The organism is Microbacterium sp. NPDC055442 (genome assembly GCF_053644215.1).
In genome coordinates, this window is sequence record NZ_JBSHLF010000001.1 from 82,522 (window position 1) to 100,645 (window position 18,124).

General features: G+C 71.1%; 16 protein-coding genes and 1 tRNA gene. 7 read left to right on the forward strand and 10 right to left on the reverse strand.

All coding sequences use genetic code 11. From position 1 onward, the window contains the following. Positions 1–97: 97 nt before the first annotated feature. Positions 98–1,426, forward strand: a complete 1,329-nt coding sequence (locus tag ACWIBS_RS00475; RefSeq protein WP_376127793.1) for a nicotinate phosphoribosyltransferase — start codon at positions 98–100, stop codon at positions 1,424–1,426. Here the strand turns inward: ACWIBS_RS00475 and ACWIBS_RS00480 are convergent. The 3 genes from ACWIBS_RS00480 to ACWIBS_RS00490 all read right to left on the reverse strand — a co-directional run bounded on the left by ACWIBS_RS00480 (position 1,405) and on the right by ACWIBS_RS00490 (position 5,084). Next, positions 1,405–1,671, reverse strand: a complete 267-nt coding sequence (locus ACWIBS_RS00480) for a DUF3039 domain-containing protein (protein WP_376127791.1) — start codon at positions 1,669–1,671, stop codon at positions 1,405–1,407. The two genes, ACWIBS_RS00475 and ACWIBS_RS00480, sit on opposite strands and share 22 nt — an antisense overlap. Positions 1,672–1,734: 63 nt before the next feature. Continuing rightward, positions 1,735–3,306, reverse strand: a complete 1,572-nt coding sequence (locus tag ACWIBS_RS00485; RefSeq protein WP_376127789.1) for a hypothetical protein — start codon at positions 3,304–3,306, stop codon at positions 1,735–1,737. Next, positions 3,282–5,084 (reverse strand): ATP-binding cassette domain-containing protein, encoded by a 1,803-nt coding sequence (locus ACWIBS_RS00490; protein ID WP_454136268.1) that lies wholly within the window; start codon positions 5,082–5,084, stop codon positions 3,282–3,284. Before ACWIBS_RS00490 ends, ACWIBS_RS00485 begins: the two co-directional genes overlap by 25 nt. A 414-nt stretch (positions 5,085–5,498) precedes the next feature. Here ACWIBS_RS00490 and ACWIBS_RS00495 point away from each other — a divergent pair, with 414 nt between their 5' ends. From ACWIBS_RS00495 to ACWIBS_RS00505, 3 genes are read left to right on the forward strand one after another with little or no spacing between them, the layout of a single operon-like run. Beyond that, positions 5,499–6,191, forward strand: coding sequence for a phosphocholine cytidylyltransferase family protein (locus ACWIBS_RS00495; RefSeq protein WP_376127786.1), 693 nt, complete (start codon positions 5,499–5,501; stop codon positions 6,189–6,191). A 41-nt stretch (positions 6,192–6,232) separates the two neighbouring features. Beyond that, complete coding sequence (locus ACWIBS_RS00500; protein WP_376127784.1) at positions 6,233–7,228, forward strand: hypothetical protein; 996 nt, start codon at positions 6,233–6,235, stop codon at positions 7,226–7,228. A gap of 12 nt (positions 7,229–7,240) precedes the next feature. Then, complete coding sequence (locus ACWIBS_RS00505) at positions 7,241–7,426, forward strand: hypothetical protein (protein ID WP_376127782.1); 186 nt, start codon at positions 7,241–7,243, stop codon at positions 7,424–7,426. Between the two features lie 192 nt (positions 7,427–7,618). Here the strand turns inward: ACWIBS_RS00505 and ACWIBS_RS00510 are convergent, their stop codons facing one another. Continuing rightward, positions 7,619–8,905: a CDP-glycerol glycerophosphotransferase family protein gene (locus ACWIBS_RS00510; protein ID WP_376128410.1), complete on the reverse strand. Its 1,287-nt coding sequence runs from the start codon at positions 8,903–8,905 to the stop codon at positions 7,619–7,621. A gap of 110 nt (positions 8,906–9,015) precedes the next feature. Here ACWIBS_RS00510 and ACWIBS_RS00515 point away from each other — a divergent pair, with 110 nt between their 5' ends. After that, positions 9,016–10,041 (forward strand): glycosyltransferase, encoded by a 1,026-nt coding sequence (locus tag ACWIBS_RS00515; RefSeq protein WP_376128415.1) that lies wholly within the window; start codon positions 9,016–9,018, stop codon positions 10,039–10,041. Positions 10,042–10,043: 2 nt separating this feature from the next. Here the strand turns inward: ACWIBS_RS00515 and ACWIBS_RS00520 are convergent, their stop codons facing one another. The 3 genes from ACWIBS_RS00520 to ACWIBS_RS00530 are packed head-to-tail and all read right to left on the reverse strand — an operon-like array spanning position 10,044 to position 14,626. Beyond that, positions 10,044–11,489 carry a CDP-glycerol glycerophosphotransferase family protein gene (locus tag ACWIBS_RS00520; protein ID WP_376128408.1) on the reverse strand — a complete coding sequence of 482 codons (1,446 nt, stop codon included), beginning with the start codon at positions 11,487–11,489 and terminating at the stop codon, positions 10,044–10,046. Continuing rightward, positions 11,486–12,742 (reverse strand): CDP-glycerol glycerophosphotransferase family protein, encoded by a 1,257-nt coding sequence (locus ACWIBS_RS00525; protein ID WP_376128406.1) that lies wholly within the window; start codon positions 12,740–12,742, stop codon positions 11,486–11,488. The genes ACWIBS_RS00520 and ACWIBS_RS00525 overlap by 4 nt, the downstream gene beginning before the upstream one ends. Positions 12,743–12,784: 42 nt before the next feature. Further along, on the reverse strand, positions 12,785–14,626 hold the full coding sequence (locus tag ACWIBS_RS00530) for a S1C family serine protease (protein ID WP_376128404.1): 1,842 nt from the start codon (positions 14,624–14,626) through the stop codon (positions 12,785–12,787). Between the two features lie 116 nt (positions 14,627–14,742). Between ACWIBS_RS00530 and ACWIBS_RS00535 the strand changes: the two genes are divergently transcribed. After that, on the forward strand, positions 14,743–15,945 hold the full coding sequence (locus ACWIBS_RS00535; protein WP_376128402.1) for an aminotransferase class I/II-fold pyridoxal phosphate-dependent enzyme: 1,203 nt from the start codon (positions 14,743–14,745) through the stop codon (positions 15,943–15,945). Positions 15,946–15,955: 10 nt separating this feature from the next. Here ACWIBS_RS00535 and ACWIBS_RS00540 read toward each other — a convergent pair whose 3' ends face one another. Both ACWIBS_RS00540 and ACWIBS_RS00545 read right to left on the reverse strand, forming a co-directional pair. Next, positions 15,956–16,768 (reverse strand): carbon-nitrogen hydrolase family protein, encoded by an 813-nt coding sequence (locus ACWIBS_RS00540; protein ID WP_376128401.1) that lies wholly within the window; start codon positions 16,766–16,768, stop codon positions 15,956–15,958. Next, complete coding sequence (locus ACWIBS_RS00545) at positions 16,765–17,280, reverse strand: DUF6328 family protein (protein WP_376128399.1); 516 nt, start codon at positions 17,278–17,280, stop codon at positions 16,765–16,767. Before ACWIBS_RS00545 ends, ACWIBS_RS00540 begins: the two co-directional genes overlap by 4 nt. 174 nt (positions 17,281–17,454) lie before the next feature. Between ACWIBS_RS00545 and ACWIBS_RS00550 the strand changes: the two genes are divergently transcribed. Next, positions 17,455–17,531 (forward strand) — tRNA-Met (locus ACWIBS_RS00550). Positions 17,532–17,594: 63 nt separating this feature from the next. Here ACWIBS_RS00550 and ACWIBS_RS00555 read toward each other — a convergent pair. Further along, positions 17,595–18,020, reverse strand: a complete 426-nt coding sequence (locus tag ACWIBS_RS00555; protein WP_376128397.1) for a MarR family winged helix-turn-helix transcriptional regulator — start codon at positions 18,018–18,020, stop codon at positions 17,595–17,597. Positions 18,021–18,124: the final 104 nt, after the last annotated feature.

Below are 18,124 nucleotides of genomic sequence, written 5' to 3' on the forward strand. Positions count from 1 at the left end.
ATCGGCAGGACCCCCCTTGCCGGAGACCAGCGACACGACACGCGCCGCACTCCATCGTGCAGACGGCCTCCGTGCGCGGCTCACTAGGCTGACCCGCATGCACGCCTCCAGCGCCCTGTTCACCGACCGGTACGAGCTGACGATGCTCGACGCGGCTCTGCGCGACGGCACGGCCGCGCGCCGCTGCGTCTTCGAGCTGTTCGGGCGCCGCCTGTCCGGCGGGCGCCGCTTCGGCGTGGTCGCGGGCACCGGCCGCCTGCTGAGCCTCATCCGCGACTTCCGCTTCGGCGACGACGAACTGCGCTTCCTGCGCGACGAACGGGTGGTGGATGCCGCAACCCTCGACTACCTCGCCGAGTACCGGTTCACCGGCTCGATCACCGGCTACCGCGAGGGCGAGCTGTACTTTCCCGGCTCCCCCATCCTGACCTTCGAGGGCACCTTCGCCGAGGCCGTCGTGCTCGAGACCCTCGCCCTCAGCGTCATGAACCACGACTCCGCCGTCGCGACGGCCGCCGCCCGCATGAGCATCGCGGCGGGCGATCGACCTCTCGCCGAGATGGGCTCGCGCCGCGCGGGCGAAGCATCGGCGGTCGCCGCGGCGCGCGCCGCCTACATCGCCGGCTTCACCGCGACGTCCAACCTCGAGGCGGGGCGCACGTGGGGCATCCCCACGATGGGCACCGCCGCCCACTCGTGGACGCTCCTGCACGACTCCGAAGAGGACTCGTTCCGGTCGCAGATCGCGGCGCTCGGCGTCGACACGACGCTGCTCGTGGACACGTACGACATCCGCCGCGGCGTCGAGACGGCGATCCGGGTCGCCGGCACGGGCCTCGGCGGAGTACGGCTCGACTCGGGAGACCTGCCGATCGTCGCGGCCGACGTGCGCGCGCAGCTCGACGAACTCGGCGCGACCGGCACGACGATCACCGTCACGAGCGACCTCGACGAGTTCGCGATCGCGTCTCTGGCGGCCTCGCCCGTGGACTCGTACGGCGTGGGGACGTCGGTCGTGACGGGGTCGGGCGTGCCCACCGCCGGGATGGTCTACAAGCTCGTCGCCCGGCAGGATGCCGCGGGCGGTTGGATCCCCGTCGCGAAGGCGTCCGCCGACAAGGCCTCGATGGGCGGACGCAAGGCGGCGTTCCGCGAACTCGACGAGGGCACCGCGACGAAGGAGATCATCGTCGTGTCCGACGGCTTCGAAGCGCTGCGAACCCCCGCCGAGCATCCGGACGCGCGGGCCCTGCAGGTGCGCTTCGCCGAGGGCGGCGAGATCGACCCCGGGTTCGAAGGACGAGACGGCGTCGAGCCGGCGCGCCGTCATCACGGGCGCGTGCGCGAAGAGCTACCCGTTCGTGCGCTCGCGCTCAGCCGGTCCGACCCCGCGATCCCGACGGCCTACTTGTTCAGCGACTCGTAGATCTCTTTGCACGTGGGGCAGACCGGGAACTTCTCGGGGTCGCGCCCCGGGGTCCACTTCTTGCCGCACAGTGCGCGCACGGGCTTGCCGGTGATGGCCGACTCGAGGATCTTGTCCTTCTTGACGTAGTGCGAGAAGCGCTCGTGATCGCCGGGCTCGATCGATTCCTCACGGATGAGCTCTTCGAGTTCGCGGTCGAGGGTGGCCAGCCCGCCCTGGTCAGGGCTGTCGAGAGGGGTGCTCATGGTTCGCCAGTCTAACGGCGTGCCCGCACTGCAGGGCGGCGATCCGGATGCCGCGGCATCCGCTCAGCCGGTCGATTCGGCGAACTCCATGACCCGGCCGCCGCGCCGTTCGAAGAGCACCGACCCGACCGCGATGCCGAGCACGAAGACGCCGAGTCCGATGCCGAGCCCGCCCCACAGCGCGAGAGTGAGGCGTGTCTCATCACCGTTCATCGCCTGCCAGCACCACCACAGGGCCGGGATGGAGCATGCGATCGCACCGAGCATGACGACGGTCTGCGAGATCGCGCCGGCCGCGCCCGTGCGCTGCGGCTGCTGGAAGGGGCTCTCCCCCGGACGCGACACGGCGTAGGGGGCGAGCACGGATGCGACGCACGAGAGTCCGAGCGCCGAGAAGAAGAGCGACGCGGTGACGCCCGCGAGCGCGGGCAGCACCGTGGGATCGCCGTGCAGCGCGACCGTGATCGGCACGGCGACCGCGAGCAGCGGCAGACCGATGAGCAGAACGGGAACGATCCGGCCCAGGCGGTCGGACCAGCCGCGCACGCCGCTGGCGATGTGCATCCAGACGGCGGTCGAATCGTAGGCGACGTCGTTGTGCGGGAGCCAGCCGAGGAAGAGCGCGGCGAAGAGCACGGGCACGAGCACGGCGGTCTCGAACGGCACGCCGGCCACGATCAGCGGCACGACCGTCACGACGGCGGCGACGGGGATCACGATGACGTTCATGAGGTAGCGGCGGTCCCGCGACCAGTACAGCAGGCTGCGCGCGGCGATCGCTCCACCCGGGGTGCCGGGTGCGACGGCGAACCAGCCGAGGCCCGTGCGCTCGCGCACCGACAGCGGACGCTCCGTCGTCGTGAGCAGTCGCCCGACGATCCAGCGCCACGCCACCGCGAGGATCACGAGGGTGAGCAGCGCCACCAGGACCGCCGGCCACACATCCGCGTCGGCGGCGGCCGCGCGGCCCGGGATGGCCCATGCGGCGCCGAGCGGCGTCACGGCGAGCACACCGACGGCATCGGCGAGCGCGGCGGGCACGGTGCCGTCCCATTCGAGCGACCCGAGGAAGACCCCGGTGGGCACGAGCACGACGACGACGAGAAGAACGAACAGTCCCGTCAGCTCGCGTGTCCGCCGTTCGCGCAGGAAGAGCGAGGTGAGTCCCATGAACACCCGCGCCATCAGGACGCACGTCGTCACTCCGAGCACGACGGAGGCGATTCCCGCCGTGAGCGGCGACCCGTGCTCGCCCCAGACGACGGCGGACGTCACCGCGACCGCGATCAGGGCCATGACGGGGACGCTCACGAACCCGACGAGGGCGAGTACTGCGGCGAGCCGTCCGTGCGCGAGTGAGAGCAGTGCGAAGCGGCGCGGATCGAGCGGGTCGTCGACACCGCCGATGACGGGTCCGAGCGCGAAGCCGAGAGTGAGCGCCGATCCCCCGATCACCGTGACGGCGAAAAGGGCTTCGGGCGCGGCATCCGTCATCGACACGAGCGCCCAGCAGGCCGCGGAGATCACGGCGGCGAGAAGGATCAGCGCCATCGCGATGCGGGCCGTGCGGCCCGTGCTCCCCCGCAGCGCGCCGACGAGCAGCGCGAGCCTCAGCCGGAGAACGTGTGCAGCCACTCGAGGCCCTCCACGTCGCTCAGGCCACCGGCCAGTTCGATGAAGCGCTGTTCGAGGGTGAGCTCTCCGCGGACCTCGTCGACCGTGCCCTCGGCCAGCACCTGGCCCGACACGATGACGGCGACGCGCGTGCAGACGCGCTCGACGAGTTCCATGCCGTGGCTGGACAGGATGACGGTACCGCCGTGCGCGACGTACGCCGACAGGATGTCGAGGATGACGGCGCTCGAGACGGGATCGACGGCCTCGAACGGCTCGTCGAGCACGAGTACGCGCGGCGAGTGGATCATGGCGCCCGCCAGCATGACCTTCTTGAGCATGCCCGCCGAGTAGTCGCTCACGACGCGGCCGAGCGCGTCGGTGAGGTCGAAGGCCCGCGCGAGGTCGGCCGTGCGGCTCTCGACGACGGCTCGCGGCAGCCCGCGCAGCACGCCGTAGTAGTAGAGCAGCTGCCGGCCGGTCAGCCGGTCGAACGTGCGCAGCCGGTCGGGCAGCACACCCATGAGCCGCTTGGCGGCAAGAGAATCGGATGCCGCGTCCACGCCGGCGATGCGGATGACACCCCGATCGGGGGTGAGCAGCCCGGCGATCATGGACAGGGTCGTCGTCTTGCCCGCGCCGTTCGGCCCGACGAGGCCGTAGAACGTGCCGGTCGGCACCGTGAGGTCGATCTCTTCGACGGCCCGCGTGTCGCCGAAGCTCTTCGACACGCCGCGCAGGCTCAGCGCCGCCGAGTCGTCCTCCGCGGCGAGCTCGGCCTGGGCTTCGGCGAAGACGGCCGCGAGGGCGTCGCTGTCGTCGACCGACGACTCCGGTTCGGCGACCGGCTCATCGAGCCCGGAGAGAAGGACGTCGGCGTCGGTGGGCACGGGCTCGAGGTCGACCGGCACGGGCTCGGCGTCGACCGGCACAGGCTCGACATCGACCGGCACAGGCTCGGCGCCGGTAGGCACAGGCTCGACATCGACGGGCACAGGCTCGGCGCCGGTAGGCACAGGCTCGACATCGACCGGCACGGGCTCGGCGCCGGTAGGCACAGGCTCGGCGTCGACCGGCACGGGCTCGACATCGACCGGCACAGGCTCGACGTCGGTAGGCACAGGCTCGACATCGACGGGCACAGGCTCGACGTCGACAGGCACCGCTGCCGCTTCGACAGGCGCGAGCGCGGGCGAGGCATCGGCTAGGCGCGGCTCGGGAGCGGCCTCGGGTGAGGACTCGACGAGATCGACGTCGGGAGACTCGACGTCAGGTTCGACGGTGTCGATGTCGGAGGACTCGACGCCAGACTCCATGGTGTCGGCCTCGGAGACCTCGTCGTCCGCCACGACGGTGTCGGCGCCGGAGGACTCGTCGTCCGCCACGACGGTGTCGACGTCGGAGGACTCGACGCCAGACTCGACGATGTCGGCTTCGGAGAACTCGTCGCCCGGATCGACCGCCGTCGAGATCGAGGTCGCCACGGTGTCGGGCTCGACCTCGGTCACTTCGGAAATCGGGGCGGGCGGCGGTGTCTCGAACGCCGCCGCGGCCACATCGGCTGCGACGTTCGGTTTCGGCGGCGCGACCGCCGCGGGCGGCAGCGTCGGTGCGGGCGGCAGGGGCGGTGTGACCGGCACGGGCGGTAGAGGCGGTGCGACCGGCACGGCGGCTGCAGCGACGTCGGCGGGCGGAACAGGCGGCGCCACGGGCGCAGCGGCTGCGGCGACGTCGGCCGGCAGTTCGGGCTTGGGCGGCACCGTGATCGTGTCGGCGGCATCACCGAATTCGTGAGGCAACGGCGGCGGGGGTCCCGGATCGGCCGGGTTCATCGCCCGCGGACCAGCGGTCCGAGAGGGCCGGGAGCCGCGCTTCTTCGGCGTGCCCGAGGCCGTGGCATCCGCCGACGACGCTCGTGTCTTCGACAACTCGACGATGCGCCCTCCACTCCCGTGCGTGACAGTCTCTTCCGGCTCGTCCGGAAGCGGCTCGTGTGGCACCGGCAGAAAGGCTGTCACCGTTCAACGGTATCAACCGGGTGCGACATGATCGCAATGGATGTCATCACGTTTCGGACAGTTCGGCTATCACGAATCTGCAACGACGGTCAAGCATCCTGCCCCTTCCCAGACACCGTCGTTAGCATTGACGCCGGCACGAAGGAGTGTCGTGTCGGCGAACAGTCGATGAACCTCACACTCCAGGAGCAGAACGTGACTCTTCAGACCGTCATCCTCGCGGCCGGCATGGGCTCGCGGCTCGGCCGCAGCCTCCCCAAGCCGCTGACCGAGCTGAACGACGGCCGCAGCATCATGCAGCAGCAGCACGACAACATCCGAGCCGCGTTCGGCGACGAAGCGCGCATCACGACCGTCGTCGGCTACCGTGCCGAGACGATCGTCGAGGCCTTCCCCTCGGCCGACTACGTCTACAACGACCGCTACGACCAGACGAACACGTCCAAGAGCCTGCTGCGCGCGCTCACGAAGACCGGCCGCAGCGGCGTGCTGTGGATGAACGGCGACGTCGTCTTCGATCCCCGCATTCTGGGGCGCGCGATCGAGTTCATCCAGCGCGACCAGTCCTTCGTGACCGTGAACACCGCCAAGGTGAGCGATGAAGAGGTCAAGTACACGGTCACGGCCGAGGGCTTCATCGACGAGCTCTCCAAGACGGTCAAGGGCGGTATCGGCGAGGCTGTCGGCATCAACTACATCTCCAGCGCCGACAAGAAGGCGTTCGTCCGTCAGCTGTCGCGCGTCGAGGACCAGGACTACTTCGAGCGCGGACTCGAACTCGCCATCGCCGAAGACGGACTGCTGCTCGAGCCGATGGACATCTCCGACCTGTACGCGGTCGAGGTGGACTTCGCCGAGGACCTCGAGCGCGCGAACCTCTTCGTCTGATCTCAGCGGGCATCCACAGTGGCGATCCTAGGATCGGCGTGATGGCCGAGAAGGTGCACCGCATCCACTCCCTGCCCCAGGACGCTCCCTGGGCGGGAGGACTTCCGCCCGTCGGCTCAGAGGAGCACCCGCGGGCCGTGCGCCTGCTGGACCGCGTGCTCGCGATACAGCGACCGGCGGTGCTGGCGCACCTGCGCAGCATCCGTCTGCGTCATCCGCACGCGACGAGCGACGGAATCGTCCGGATCCTCGAGCGGCGCTATCTCGCCGCCGTCACGACGGGCGGCGCCGCCGTGGGGGCGACCGCCGTGATCCCGGGCGTCGGCACGAGCGTGACGCTCGCGCTGAGCGGGGTCGAGACCGTCGGGTTCCTCGAGGCGACCACGCTGTTCGCGCAGTCCGTCGCCGAGGTGCACGGCATCCCCGTCGCCGATCCGGAGCGTGCGCGAGCGCTCGTGCTGACGCTCATGCTCGGCAAGGAGGGCACCGACCTCGTCGCCCAGCTTGCGGGGCAGGCGTCGGGCAAGGGCTTCGGGCGCGACAGATACTGGGGCGAGCTGGTCACCAAGACGCTCCCCCGCGCGGCGGTCGGGCCGCTCGTGGATCGGCTCAAGACGGCGTTCGTGCGGCAGTTCGCGACGCGCGGCGGCGCTTCGTGGATCGGCAAGGCCCTGCCCTTCGGCGTGGGCGCCGTCGTCGGCGGTGCGGGCAACAACATCCTCGGGCGACGCGTGCTGGTCAATTCGCGGCGCGCCTTCGGGATGCCGCCGCTCACACTTCCGGCGGAACTCGAGCCGCGCCCCGGCGCCGCCTCGCTCGAGGCCACCGCCGGACGCGCCGTGCGCCGCGCGGGCGGCGCGATCGCCGGCGGCGTCGCGAAGGGCGCCTCGGCGGTCGGCGGCGCAGCCCGCACGGTCGGTGGGGCAGCCCGCACGGTCGGTGGGGCAGCCCGCACGGTCGGACGTGCCGTGACGCCGCGCCGGCGCACCGGCGAGATCGCGGCCGGCGCAGACCCCGACGACCACGGCGACGACTGAACGGAGACGGACATGGGACTGTTCCAGCAACGCCCCGAAGAGCCCACCGAGTGGGCGGGCCTGCCCTCGGAGCCGGCGAAGGCGCAGCCGCCCGCCGCGCACCTCGACGCGTCGACGTCGCTCGATTCGCTGGGCCTCGCCCCCGACTCGACCGCCTCGGTCTCGGTCTCGGTCCCCCTCCCCGCCCCGGAGTCCTGACCCGGACGGGCGCCCCGCCGGCCCCCGGCCCCGCATGCCGGGCCCCCAGACCCCGACCCCCGCATGCCGGAACCCGGACCCGGGCCCCGACCCCCGGGCCCCGACCCCGGAACCCGCGAGACTGCAACGGGACGCCGAGACTGCGGGTAATACCCGCAGTCTCGGCCTCCCCGTGCAGTCTCGCGGTAAGGGTCAGGCGGTGAGTTCGTCGTCGAGCTCGGCCTCGTCGGACTCGATCTGCTCGCTCCCGTCGGTCGCCGCGCGGGCGTGCCAGGTCTCCCACTCCGCCATGAGCCGACGGATCGCGTCGTGGAACCGCGCCGTCGCGGCCCCCGGCGCCGTGTCGCCGAAGTAGTGCCTCGCCCACTGATCGAGACGGGTCGTCGCATCGGGATCGCCGAGGACCCGCGCCGTCTCGGCGACGATGTCGGGCGCGGCCGAGACCGTGAGCCATTCGCACGCCGACAGGTAGCCGTGCGTGTCGATCACCGCGTCGGGGTCGACGGGTCGCGTGATGAGCAGCGGCTTGTCGGCGGCAAGACGGTCGTAGACCATGGCGGAGATGTCGACGACGGCGACGTCGGCCGCCGCGAGCTGCCACCCGAGCTCCGGGCCGTCGTCGTAGACGTGATGCGCGGACGGGTCGCGGTCGTTCGCCGCCGCGATGGCCGCGATGATCCGCCGGTCGGCGGCACCGTAGGCGGCATCCACGACTCCCGAACGCGGATGCGGGCGGTAGATCACTCGATGCTCGCCCGAGCTGAGCAGTGCGTCCACGAGCGCTTCGCCGTGCGTCACGATCGACCCGTAGTGCGCCGAGGGGCGGTCGCCCTCCCATGTCGGGGCGTACAGCACGACCGTCCGCCCGTCGGGAGTATAAGGAAGCATGCCGGAGTAGTGGTCGGCCTGCGGACGCCCGATCTCGATCGTGCGGGCCTCGATGTCGTAGTCCCACAGCACGCGCGCGAGGCGCTGCCGCGCAGCATCCCCCGCCACGAGGGCGTAGTCGTACGCCTTGTACTGATTCGTGGTCATGTACATCTTGTCGGACTCGCCGTGATTGATGAACACGTGCCAGCGTCTGCCGTACCGGAACATCTGGAAGTTGCGGGTGTTCTGGTTGACGTACAGCACGACGCGGATGTCCTGTGTCGCGAGGTAGCCCTCGAGGTCGCGCACGGTCGGCACGAACGCCACCGGCAGCGCACCGTCGGCGACGAGCGCCTGCGCACCCGTCGCGGCGCGACTGAGCACGACGACCGGCCAGATCTTGGCGAGTTCGGCCAGCGGTCGGTACCACTGCCGCATCTGGTACATGTTGACATCGCCGTCGGCGAAGTACACCGCGACGCGGAAATGGTCGCTCGGCTGCGGCGGACGACCGGCCAGTCGACGGCGCACGTCGATGACGGCGGCGCGATTGGTGATCGCCTTCCGCACGAGCGCGATGGCCTTCTTGGCATCCGAGACGACTCCCACCCCTCCAGGGTACCCACGGGCTGGTCTGGCATGATCGACGGGTGCACGAGACTTCCCGCGGACGCAGGGACGCCCCCGCGGTGGATCCGGGATCGGGCGTCACCTTCGTGATGCCGGTGCTCAACGAACGCGACTATCTCGAGCGTGCCGTCGAGACGGTGCTCGCACAGGATGCCGACGAGCCCATCGAGCTCGTACTGGCACTCGGCCCCTCGACCGACGGCACGACCGAACTCGCGCGAGAGCTCGCGGCCCACGAGCCGCGGATCGTGCTCGTCGACAACGACGCAGCCGACATCCCCGTCGGGCTCAACCTCGCGATCCGCGCGGGTGCGTACCCGACGATCGTGCGGGTCGACGCGCACTCCGAGCTCGAGCCCGGCTACACGCGGCACGCGATGGCGGTGCTCGACGAGACTCGCGCCGCCAACGTCGGCGGCATCATGCGCGCCGACGGGCGCGCGCCGTTCCAGCGCGCCGTCGCCCGGGCATACAACTCGCCGATCGGTCTGGGTGGGGGCGCCTATCACGGGGGCGCTCAGGCCGGCGAGGCGGAATCGGCCTACCTCGGCGTCATGCGCCGCGCCGTGCTCGAAGAGGTCGGACTCTTCGATGAGTCGATCCGCCGCGGCGAGGATTGGGAGCTCAACCTGCGCATCCGGCGCGCCGGCTACCGGGTGTGGTTCGACCCCGCGCTGTCGGTGACGTACTGGCCGCGCGAGAGCTGGTCACGCCTCGTTCGCCAGTTCTTCGCGACGGGGCGCTGGCGTGGCGAGCTGGTGCGCCGGTTCGGCCGCGGCAACTCGCTGCGCTTCTTCGCTCCTCCCCTGCTCGTGCTGGTCGTCGCGCTCGCGCTCATCGTCGGCGTGCTGCAGGCGACGGGGCTGCTCAGCGGGTGGCCCGGGCTCCTGGCATCCGTCGTCTACCTGCCGATCGCGGCGTACGCGCTGCTCGTCATCGTCGTCGCGGCGGGGCGAGGCGGGGGCACGGGATGGCGCGACAAGCTGTGGACGCTCGCGGTGCTGCCCTCGATGCACCTGTCTTGGGGGACGGGCTTCGTCATCGGCGTGCTGCGCGGCGCGAACGACACCGTCGACACGTCGCGTCTCGGCGACCGCAACACTCCCCTGCCGTAGCGCTACGCGCCGTCGACGAAGCCCTGGTCCAGGATGCGCGCGACGACTCGTTCGGCGGCATGCCCGTCGTCACGCGCGTTGAAGCGCTCGCGCCATCGCGCGTACTTCCCGGCGTACGCGGCCGGATCGTGCTCGCGCATCGCGGCGACGAGCTCGTCCTGCGTGCCCACGACGGGCCCCGGCGCGTGCGCCGCGAGATCGAAGTAGAACCCGCGCAGCTCACCGCGGTAGTGCTCGATGTCGGGCACGAGGAAGAAGAGCGGCTTGCCCGTCACGGTGTAGTCGAACATGATCGATGAGTAGTCGGTGACGAGCGCATCGGCGCAGAGCAGCAGCAGCGATGTGTCCGGGAACCCCGTCACATCCACGACACGGGGGCCGACCGCGTCGGATCCCGGTGCGAGCGTGCGGGAGTGTCCTCGCACGAGGACGACGGCATCGAGGGCGACGGCGAGCGCCGCCGGATCGATGAAGTCGACGATCTCTTCGCGGTCATCGCGCCAGGTCGGCGCGTACAGCACGACCTTCTCGTCGGCGCCGATCCCCAGGTCGCGACGCGTCGCCGCGCCGTCACCGGTCGTCAGGACGTCGTTGCGCGGATAGCCTTCGACCCAGATCGGGCGACGCAGGAATGCGTACGCCTTGCCGAGGACGCGCGCGGCGTACGGATTCTGCGCCAGCAGCACGTTCCAGCGACGCGATTCCTTCACGACGGCCGCCATGCGCCGCGGGTCGAACCCGGGGCGGTGCAGCGCGAGCCGCTTGAGGGGTGTGCCGTGCCAGGTCTGCAGCACGATCTGACCGCGGCGACGGGCGAACCGGCGACGCAGCCAGTCGTTCACGACCAGCAGACGGGATGCACCGCGCGCACGCCACCACTCCGGGCTGCCGTCCACGACGGGTATGCCGCCCTCCGGCACGGGCACCGAGAGATCGACGACGCTCCAGTACCGCGTCACGTGCGGCGCGCGGCGTGCCAGCTCGCGATCGATCGCGAGCGGATTGCAACTGGCGTTGCGGCCGTAGAAGCTCTCGAAGAAGACGGCGTTCTCGAGGCTCGTCGGTCGCGTGGCATACCGGCGCTCGAGGGCCTCCTGCCCTTCACCGGAGTCGTAGGCGGGGTCGATCGGCGGTCCGACGCGCACCGTGCGCCCGTCGAGACTCGCCCGCAGCGGACCGAGCTGCGTCAGCGGCAGCGCCGGGATCTCACCCGGCTCGATACCCGACACCTCGAGCCGGTAGGTCCCGATCGGAAGAGGCAGCGCGGGCCCTCCCCACCGTGACGCGACGAGCGGCACGATCGCGCGCCAGGTCTTGCCGCGCCCCGTGAGGGTCGCCGACGTGCGTGCGCGCGAGCCGATGAGATCGACGGATGCCGGTCGCTCACCGGTCCCCGAGAGCACGAGGGCGGGCGCCCCCGCGGCAGCGTCGAACCTCGCGTCGGTCATCGTCGTCCTCTCCTCCGCGGGTGACGGGCCAGAATCGCACGGTACACCCTCTCGGCGTTCCGCCCGTCGCGGAAGGCGTGGAAGCGCGCGCTCACGGCACGCGACAGACCTCGCCGCCGAGCATCCTCGTCGTCGTCGCCGAGCAGCCGCGAGAGCTGCTCCGCCGCGTCGGTCCAGCTCTCGGCCGCATCGTCGCCGGCGACATCGGCGTACGTGCCGTAGAAGCCGCGACGTCGCGCGTATTCGGCGAGGTCGGGCGCGAGATACACGACCGGGAGCGGCACGAGTGCGGCGTCGAAGACGAGCGAGGAGTAGTCGGTCACGAGCGCGTCGAGGCCGGGCAGCAGCGGCGTGACATCCGGAACGAGATCGCTTCCGATGGCGCGCACCCGGTCCGTCGTGAAGGGCGGCGCGTACTCGCCCGCCCCGAGGGGGTGCGAGCGAACGAGCAGCACGGCGTCGTGCTCTCCGAGCGCGTCGACGAGCACGCGCCACTGCTCCGCCGACGGGATCGCGGGGTCGACGGCGCCGTCGCGCCACGTCGGGGCGTAGAGCACGAGCCGCGATGACGCGATGTCGCCGACGAGCTCCGACACGCACGCCCGCGCGGCCGCACGACGCTCGTCCGCCGTGCCCTGCGACAGCACGTCGACGCGAGGCTCGCCCGTTACGGGGATGCGGTCATCGCCCAACGCGAAGGCCGACTCGAGCCGCCCGCGGACGACATGCGATGCGGCCGGCAGCAGCCGGATGCGCTGCGCCGCCCCGCGGAACATGGCGCCGAGGGCGCGCCGGGCGACCCCGGCGACGGGACGCAGCACCGTCGGCACCCGCAGGGTCTCGGGCGAGTCGAGCCCGATCCGCTTGAGCGGGATGCCGTGCCACAGTTGCACGACGAATGCGCCCGAGACGGCATAGCGGTTGACGTCGCCGAAGCCGTGCGTCACGACGACGACGCCGGCGCGCGCCGTGCGCCAGAAGCCGCGCAGCGAGTTCTTGCGCACGTGCGGGATGCCGCGAGCCGCGGCATCCCTCGCCTCACGTTGCGACGCGACGAGCCACCGCATGCGGTGGTCTCCCCCGCTCGCGGTCTGCCACAGCGCGAGCGCGCCATCGCCGATGCCCGCGGCGCATCCGAAGACCCACTCGTCGCGTGCCCGCGGAATCAGGAGCGTCGCGAGACGCCCGGCGGCGTAGAGCGGGAGTGCGGCGAGCTTCTGCGCGTTCCCCGCACCGAACGAGAAGGACGCCACCTCGCGAGCCTATCGCGCGGTGGCGTCCTTCGCCGGGAGAGGTTACGGCAGCTCGCCGAGCGTCACCTCGACCGTGCGCGTCTCGCCGTCGCGCACGAACGTGACGGTCGCGTCGCTGCCGGCGGCGGCGGCGCGCACCTGCGCCGTCAGATCGACGGAGTCGGTGATGGGGAACCCGTTGAAGCCCGTGACGATATCGCCGACGCGCAGGTCGGCTTCGGCGGCCGCGCCGCCCTCGACGATCTCTTGGATGTAGGCGCCCGTCATCGTCGCCCCTTCGACGTAGGCGGCCGCGCTCACGCTGGCACCCAGCAGTCCGTGCGTCGCGGTGCCGTTCTCGATGAGCTCGCCCGTGATGCGCTCGACCACGTTCGAGGGGATCGCGAAGCCGACGCCGATCGAACCGGCCGCACCCGAAGAACCACCCGCCGAGGCGATCGCGACGTTGATGCCGATGAGCTTGCCCTCGGCGTCGACGAGGGCGCCGCCGGAGTTGCCCGGGTTGATCGCGGCGTCGGTCTGGATGACGGAGATCTTGATGCTCTCGGCTGCCTGACCGCCGCGCTGGCCCTGTCCGAAGTCGAAGAAGAAGGGCGCCTCGCCCTGCTCGCCGCCGCCCTCGCCCTCGGTGTCGTCCGAGTCGGGCGCTGCGGCCGAAGCGATCTCGATCGAGCGGTTGAGCGCGCTCACGATGCCCGTCGTCACGGTGCTCGACAGACCGAGCGGCGCACCGACGGCGATCGTCTCGTCGCCGACGTTCAGGTCGGACGAGTCGGCGAACTCGATCGGGGTGAGGCCTTCGGCATCGACGAGCTTGATGACCGCGAGGTCGTAGGTCGGGTCGGTTCCGACGACCTCGGCGTCGTAGACGCGTCCGTCCGATGTCGTGACGCGCACCGACGCTCCCCCCGTCGCGCCGTCCAGGGTCACGACGTGCGTGTTCGTCACGACATAGCCGTCGCTCGTGAGCACGACGCCCGATCCGGTGCCCGAACCGCTTTGGCTCGCGGCCGCGATCGTCACGACGCTCGGCACGACCTTCGCGGCGATCGCGGTCGTCTGCCCGACCGCGTCGGTGTTGTTGACCGTGACGGTGCCGGGCCCGGTCGCCGGGATCGCGATGCTCGGGGCGAACAGCTGCAGACCCGCGTAGCTTCCGCCGAGGCCGGCCGCTCCACCGACGAGGGCGGCGGCGACGATGAGTCCGGCCACCTTGCCCGCGCCGGACTTCGGTTTCTTGGCCGTCTCCGGGGCACGGGGCACGTCGCCGAGGGGCAGCGTCGGCTGCGTGTCGGCGGGGCGGCCGAACGAGCCTCCGTACGAAGGCTGACCCCCGTAGACCTGCGGACGAGGCGGCGCGGCGTAGCCGGCGTGCGGCTGACCCGCGTAAGCCTGCGGGCGAGGCTGACCGGGCGCCTGCAGGACGTATCCGGGAGGCACGGGTCCGGGAGCGACGGGGCGCGTCGACGGGGCCGCTGCCGAGGGCGCACCGGGCTGAGCCGCACTCGAGGGGGCAGCGGGCTGGACCTGACTCGAGGGCGCACCGGGCTGAGCCGCACTCGAGGGGGCAGCGGGCTGAGCCGGGCTCGAGGGCGCAGCGGAGGGTGCACCCGAGGCGGGTGCGCTCGGCCCGGCGGCCACCGACGGGGCGCCGTTCGCGCTCGAGCGGTCGGGATTCGAGGAGACCCCACTCGATCCGGCGGGGATCTGCGGTGCGGCGGGGGTCGACGGCACGGGCGGTGCGGACGACGCGGGCGGCGCAGCATCCGTCGCCTCGCTCGCCGCGGGTGAGGAGGGAGTCGCAGCGGACGCCTCGGCGGTCGCCGGAGTGTCGGAGGTGTCCGGGGTGGCGTCGACGGGACGGTCGTCGTTGTTGTCGCTCATGAGTGCTCCTTCTGCTGACATGATCCACCCTGCCGCGCCGACCTGTGCGTTTCTTATGCCGCGGATGAGATGGATCTATGCGATCGGAGTGGATCGGACGAGTACCGTGGAGCAGCATGCAGCAGATTCACGGCGCGTGGCGCCGCACGGCCCAGGGAGCGGGACTCGTCGACGGGGACGGCACGATCCGGCCCACGATCTTCGCGGAGATGTCGGCGCTGGCGGCCCAGACCGGAGCGATCAACCTGGGTCAGGGCTTCCCCGATGAGGACGGCCCCGCGGAGGTGCTCGAGGCCGCTCGCGAGGCGATCGCGAACGGCGTCAACCAGTACGCCCCGGGGCGCGGCATGCCCGACCTGCTGCACGCGATCGCCGAGCATCAGGAACGCTTCCACGGCATCTCGCTCGATCCGCACCGCGACGTGCTCGTGACGGCCGGGGCGACCGAGGCGATCGCGGCCGCCCTGCTCGCACTCACCGGCGACCCCGACGACGAGATCGTCGTCTTCGAGCCGTTCTACGACTCGTACGCCGCCGTCACGGCCCTCTCCGGCGCGCGGCTCGTCCCGGTGCCGCTGCGCTGGCCCGACTTCCAGCCCGATCTCGACGATCTGCGACGCGCCGTCACCGACCGCACCCGCGTCATCCTCGTCAACGACCCGCACAATCCGACCGGCGCCGTCTTCACCCGCGAGGTGCGCGAGGAGATCGTGCGGCTCGCCGAGCACCACGACTGCGTCATCGTCACCGACGAGGTCTACGAGCACCTCGTCTTCGATGCGAAGCATGTGCCGATCGCGACGATGCCGGGCGCCTGGTCGCGGACGCTCACGATCTCGTCCGCGGGAAAGACCTTCTCGACCACGGGGTGGAAGATCGGCTGGATCAGCGGTCCCGCCGACCTCATCGACGCCGTCATCGCCGTCAAGCAGTTCCTCACCTACACCAACGGCACGCCCTTCCAGCCCGCGATCGCGACGGGTCTGCGACTGTCCGACGCGTTCTTCGCGGGGATCGCCTCGACGCTGCGCGCAAAGCGCGACCTGCTCGGCGACGGACTGCGTGCCGCCGGGTTCGCCGTGTCGGAGCCGGCCGGGTCGTACTTCACGGTCGTCGACGCCGCGCCGCTCGGCGCGACCGACGCAGACGAGTTCTGCCGCGACCTCCCCCGCCGCGCCGGCGTCGTCGGCATCCCGCTCACGGCGTTCGTGACGCCCGAGCACCGGCCCGAGTTCGCGACGCTCGTCAGGTTCGCCGCGTGCAAACGCGTCGACGTGCTGCAAGAGGCGGCATCCCGCCTCGCCGTCCTCGCGGACTGACGGCAGCGCGTCAGTCGCGGGGGACGACGGCGAACCGTCGCAGCGCCAGCGCGGGATTGACCCGGCGCACGCGCGCGACGGCGTCGCGGTCGAGATGAGCCACGGCGATGTCGGTCGCCGTCCCGACGGCGGCGATCTCGATCCCGGTCGGGTCGACGACCATAGACAACCCGACCCCGAGGGGCGGCGGGTGGTCGGCGGCGGCGACGAACAGCGTGTTCTCGATCGCCCGCGCATGCAGCAGGGTGCGCCAGTGATGCTCTTTGAGCGGGCCGCGCACCCACTCGGCGGGAACGAGCACGACGTCGGCGCCCGCATCGGCGAGGAGCCGTCCGAGCTCGGGAAAGCGCAGGTCGTAGCACGTCATGAGCCCGAACGTGAGGCCGTCGGCCTCGAACGTCTGCGGCGCCCCGAGCTCGCCCGGCTCGACCCAGTCCGACTCCCGCTGGCCGAACGCGTCGTACAGGTGCAGCTTGCGATACGTCGCCACGACGCCCGTCGCGTCCACCGCGACGACGGTGTTCCGCACACGACGCGCATCGCCGGCTCGCTCGAGCAGGCCCGCGACGATGTGCAGCCCGTGCGCGGCCGCGAGTCGGGTCAGCTCCCGCGTGAACGGGCCGTCGACATCCTGCGCGTGTTCGGCGAGAGTGGCGTCGAACGGGTCGACGAAGTAGCTGGCGTACTCGGGAAAGAGCACGAGGCGCGCTCCCCGGGCGGCGGCCGCCTCGACGAGCTGCGCGATGAGGTCGAGATTCGCCGCCTCGTCGGCCGTCGGCGCGAACTGGGCGACGGCGATCGGGGTCGCGTCGGACAGGTTCATGCGTTCTCCTTCGAGGCGTGCCGGATGCGGACGATCACGGGGGTCGCGATCCACAGGACGACCAGCACGACGGCGAGCGCGATCGTCGTGATGACGGCCGCACCGGTGCCGAGCACGACGTCGAAGACGAACGCGACGACGCCGAGCAGCAGGGTCGCGACGGTCGCGAGACATGTGATGAGCGCCGTGTGACCGTAGACGACGACGTCGCGCTTGGCCCGCTGCTGGAACAGCGTGCGGTGCAGCGCCACGGGGGCCAGCGCGACGATGGCGCTCAGGGCCGCGAGAACGACGAGCACGAGGTAAAGCACCCTCTGCCCGCCGTCGAGGTCCGCGAAGGCGGGCTGGAACGCGAGAGCGAGCAGGAATCCGGTGAGGATCTGCGCGCCGGTCTGCATGACGCGCAGCTCTTGCAGCACCTCGATCCAGTTGCGATCGGCGCGCTCGGCCGGCGTCTCGTCGCGCCCGTCGTCCCTGTCGTCGAGGGGATCGCGGTCGCGCTCAGTGGCCATGCCCTCATCCTCCCGCCCGCCGCCCCGCCCCGGCAACCCGCCATTGACCGCGAGACTGCATCCGCAGCTCGAGACAGTGGGGTTCACCCGTACTCTCGGCGCGCCGTTGCAGTCTCGCGGTCAGGAGGGGGCGGTTCGGGGGCGGGAGAAGCCGTGGTAGAGTAGTCGACGTGCCGCGGGGTGGAGCAGTTCGGTAGCTCGCTGGGCTCATAACCCAGAGGTCGTAGGTTCAAATCCTGCCCCCGCAACCAGAAGAAGAAGGCGTCCCGCACGGGGCGCCTTCTTCGTTTCCGCCTAGCCTTCTTCGTTTCCGTCTAGACCGGGTCGACCGCTTCGCCGATGTCGCCGAGGAACCGCGAGATGACCGCGAGATCGGCCTCGCTGTACTGCTCTGCGACGCCGCGCATGGCGCGCAGCCGCTCCCCGAAATGGTGATAGAACGCTTCGCGGGACTCCTGCGTCAGCACGACGATGCGCGCCCGTCGGTCACTCGGGTGCGGGCGACGCTCGAGATGACCGGATGCCGTCAGCCTGTCCAGCAGCTTCGTCGTCGACGCCGTCGTGATCCGCAGATGGCGGGCGACATCGTGCGGACTGACCGCGTCACCGCGCTGCTCCCGCATGATCAGCATGCGAAGAGCGGCGAGATCGGTCGCGTTCATGATCATGTCGCCCTTCATCCCGCCGTGCATGCGGTCCATGGCGTCGCTGAACGCGCGTATCGCTTGCAGCACCTCCATGACAGCATGGTCATGGGTGCTCTGCGGGCTCCAGGGCTGCGGCATGTGGACGCTTCCTCCCTTCCCGTTGTAACATCGCCACGACGTAATAGCTAGATAAACTA

Bases quoted from the DNA above. Each gene is read 5' to 3' on its own strand.
- ACWIBS_RS00515 (WP_376128415.1), top strand. From the start codon at position 9,016: ATGCCGGTGCTCAACGAACGCGACTATCTCGAGCGTGCCGTCGAGACG.
- ACWIBS_RS00480 (WP_376127791.1), bottom strand. From the start codon at position 1,671: ATGAGCACCCCTCTCGACAGCCCTGACCAGGGCGGGCTGGCCACCCTC.
- ACWIBS_RS00530 (WP_376128404.1), bottom strand. From the start codon at position 14,626: ATGAGCGACAACAACGACGACCGTCCCGTCGACGCCACCCCGGACACC.
- ACWIBS_RS00505 (WP_376127782.1), top strand. From the start codon at position 7,241: ATGGGACTGTTCCAGCAACGCCCCGAAGAGCCCACCGAGTGGGCGGGC.
- ACWIBS_RS00475 (WP_376127793.1), top strand. From the start codon at position 98: ATGCACGCCTCCAGCGCCCTGTTCACCGACCGGTACGAGCTGACGATG.
- ACWIBS_RS00545 (WP_376128399.1), bottom strand. From the start codon at position 17,280: ATGGCCACTGAGCGCGACCGCGATCCCCTCGACGACAGGGACGACGGG.
- ACWIBS_RS00540 (WP_376128401.1), bottom strand. From the start codon at position 16,768: ATGAACCTGTCCGACGCGACCCCGATCGCCGTCGCCCAGTTCGCGCCG.
- ACWIBS_RS00500 (WP_376127784.1), top strand. From the start codon at position 6,233: ATGGCCGAGAAGGTGCACCGCATCCACTCCCTGCCCCAGGACGCTCCC.
- ACWIBS_RS00555 (WP_376128397.1), bottom strand. From the start codon at position 18,020: ATGGAGGTGCTGCAAGCGATACGCGCGTTCAGCGACGCCATGGACCGC.
- ACWIBS_RS00535 (WP_376128402.1), top strand. From the start codon at position 14,743: ATGCAGCAGATTCACGGCGCGTGGCGCCGCACGGCCCAGGGAGCGGGA.
- ACWIBS_RS00520 (WP_376128408.1), bottom strand. From the start codon at position 11,489: ATGACCGACGCGAGGTTCGACGCTGCCGCGGGGGCGCCCGCCCTCGTG.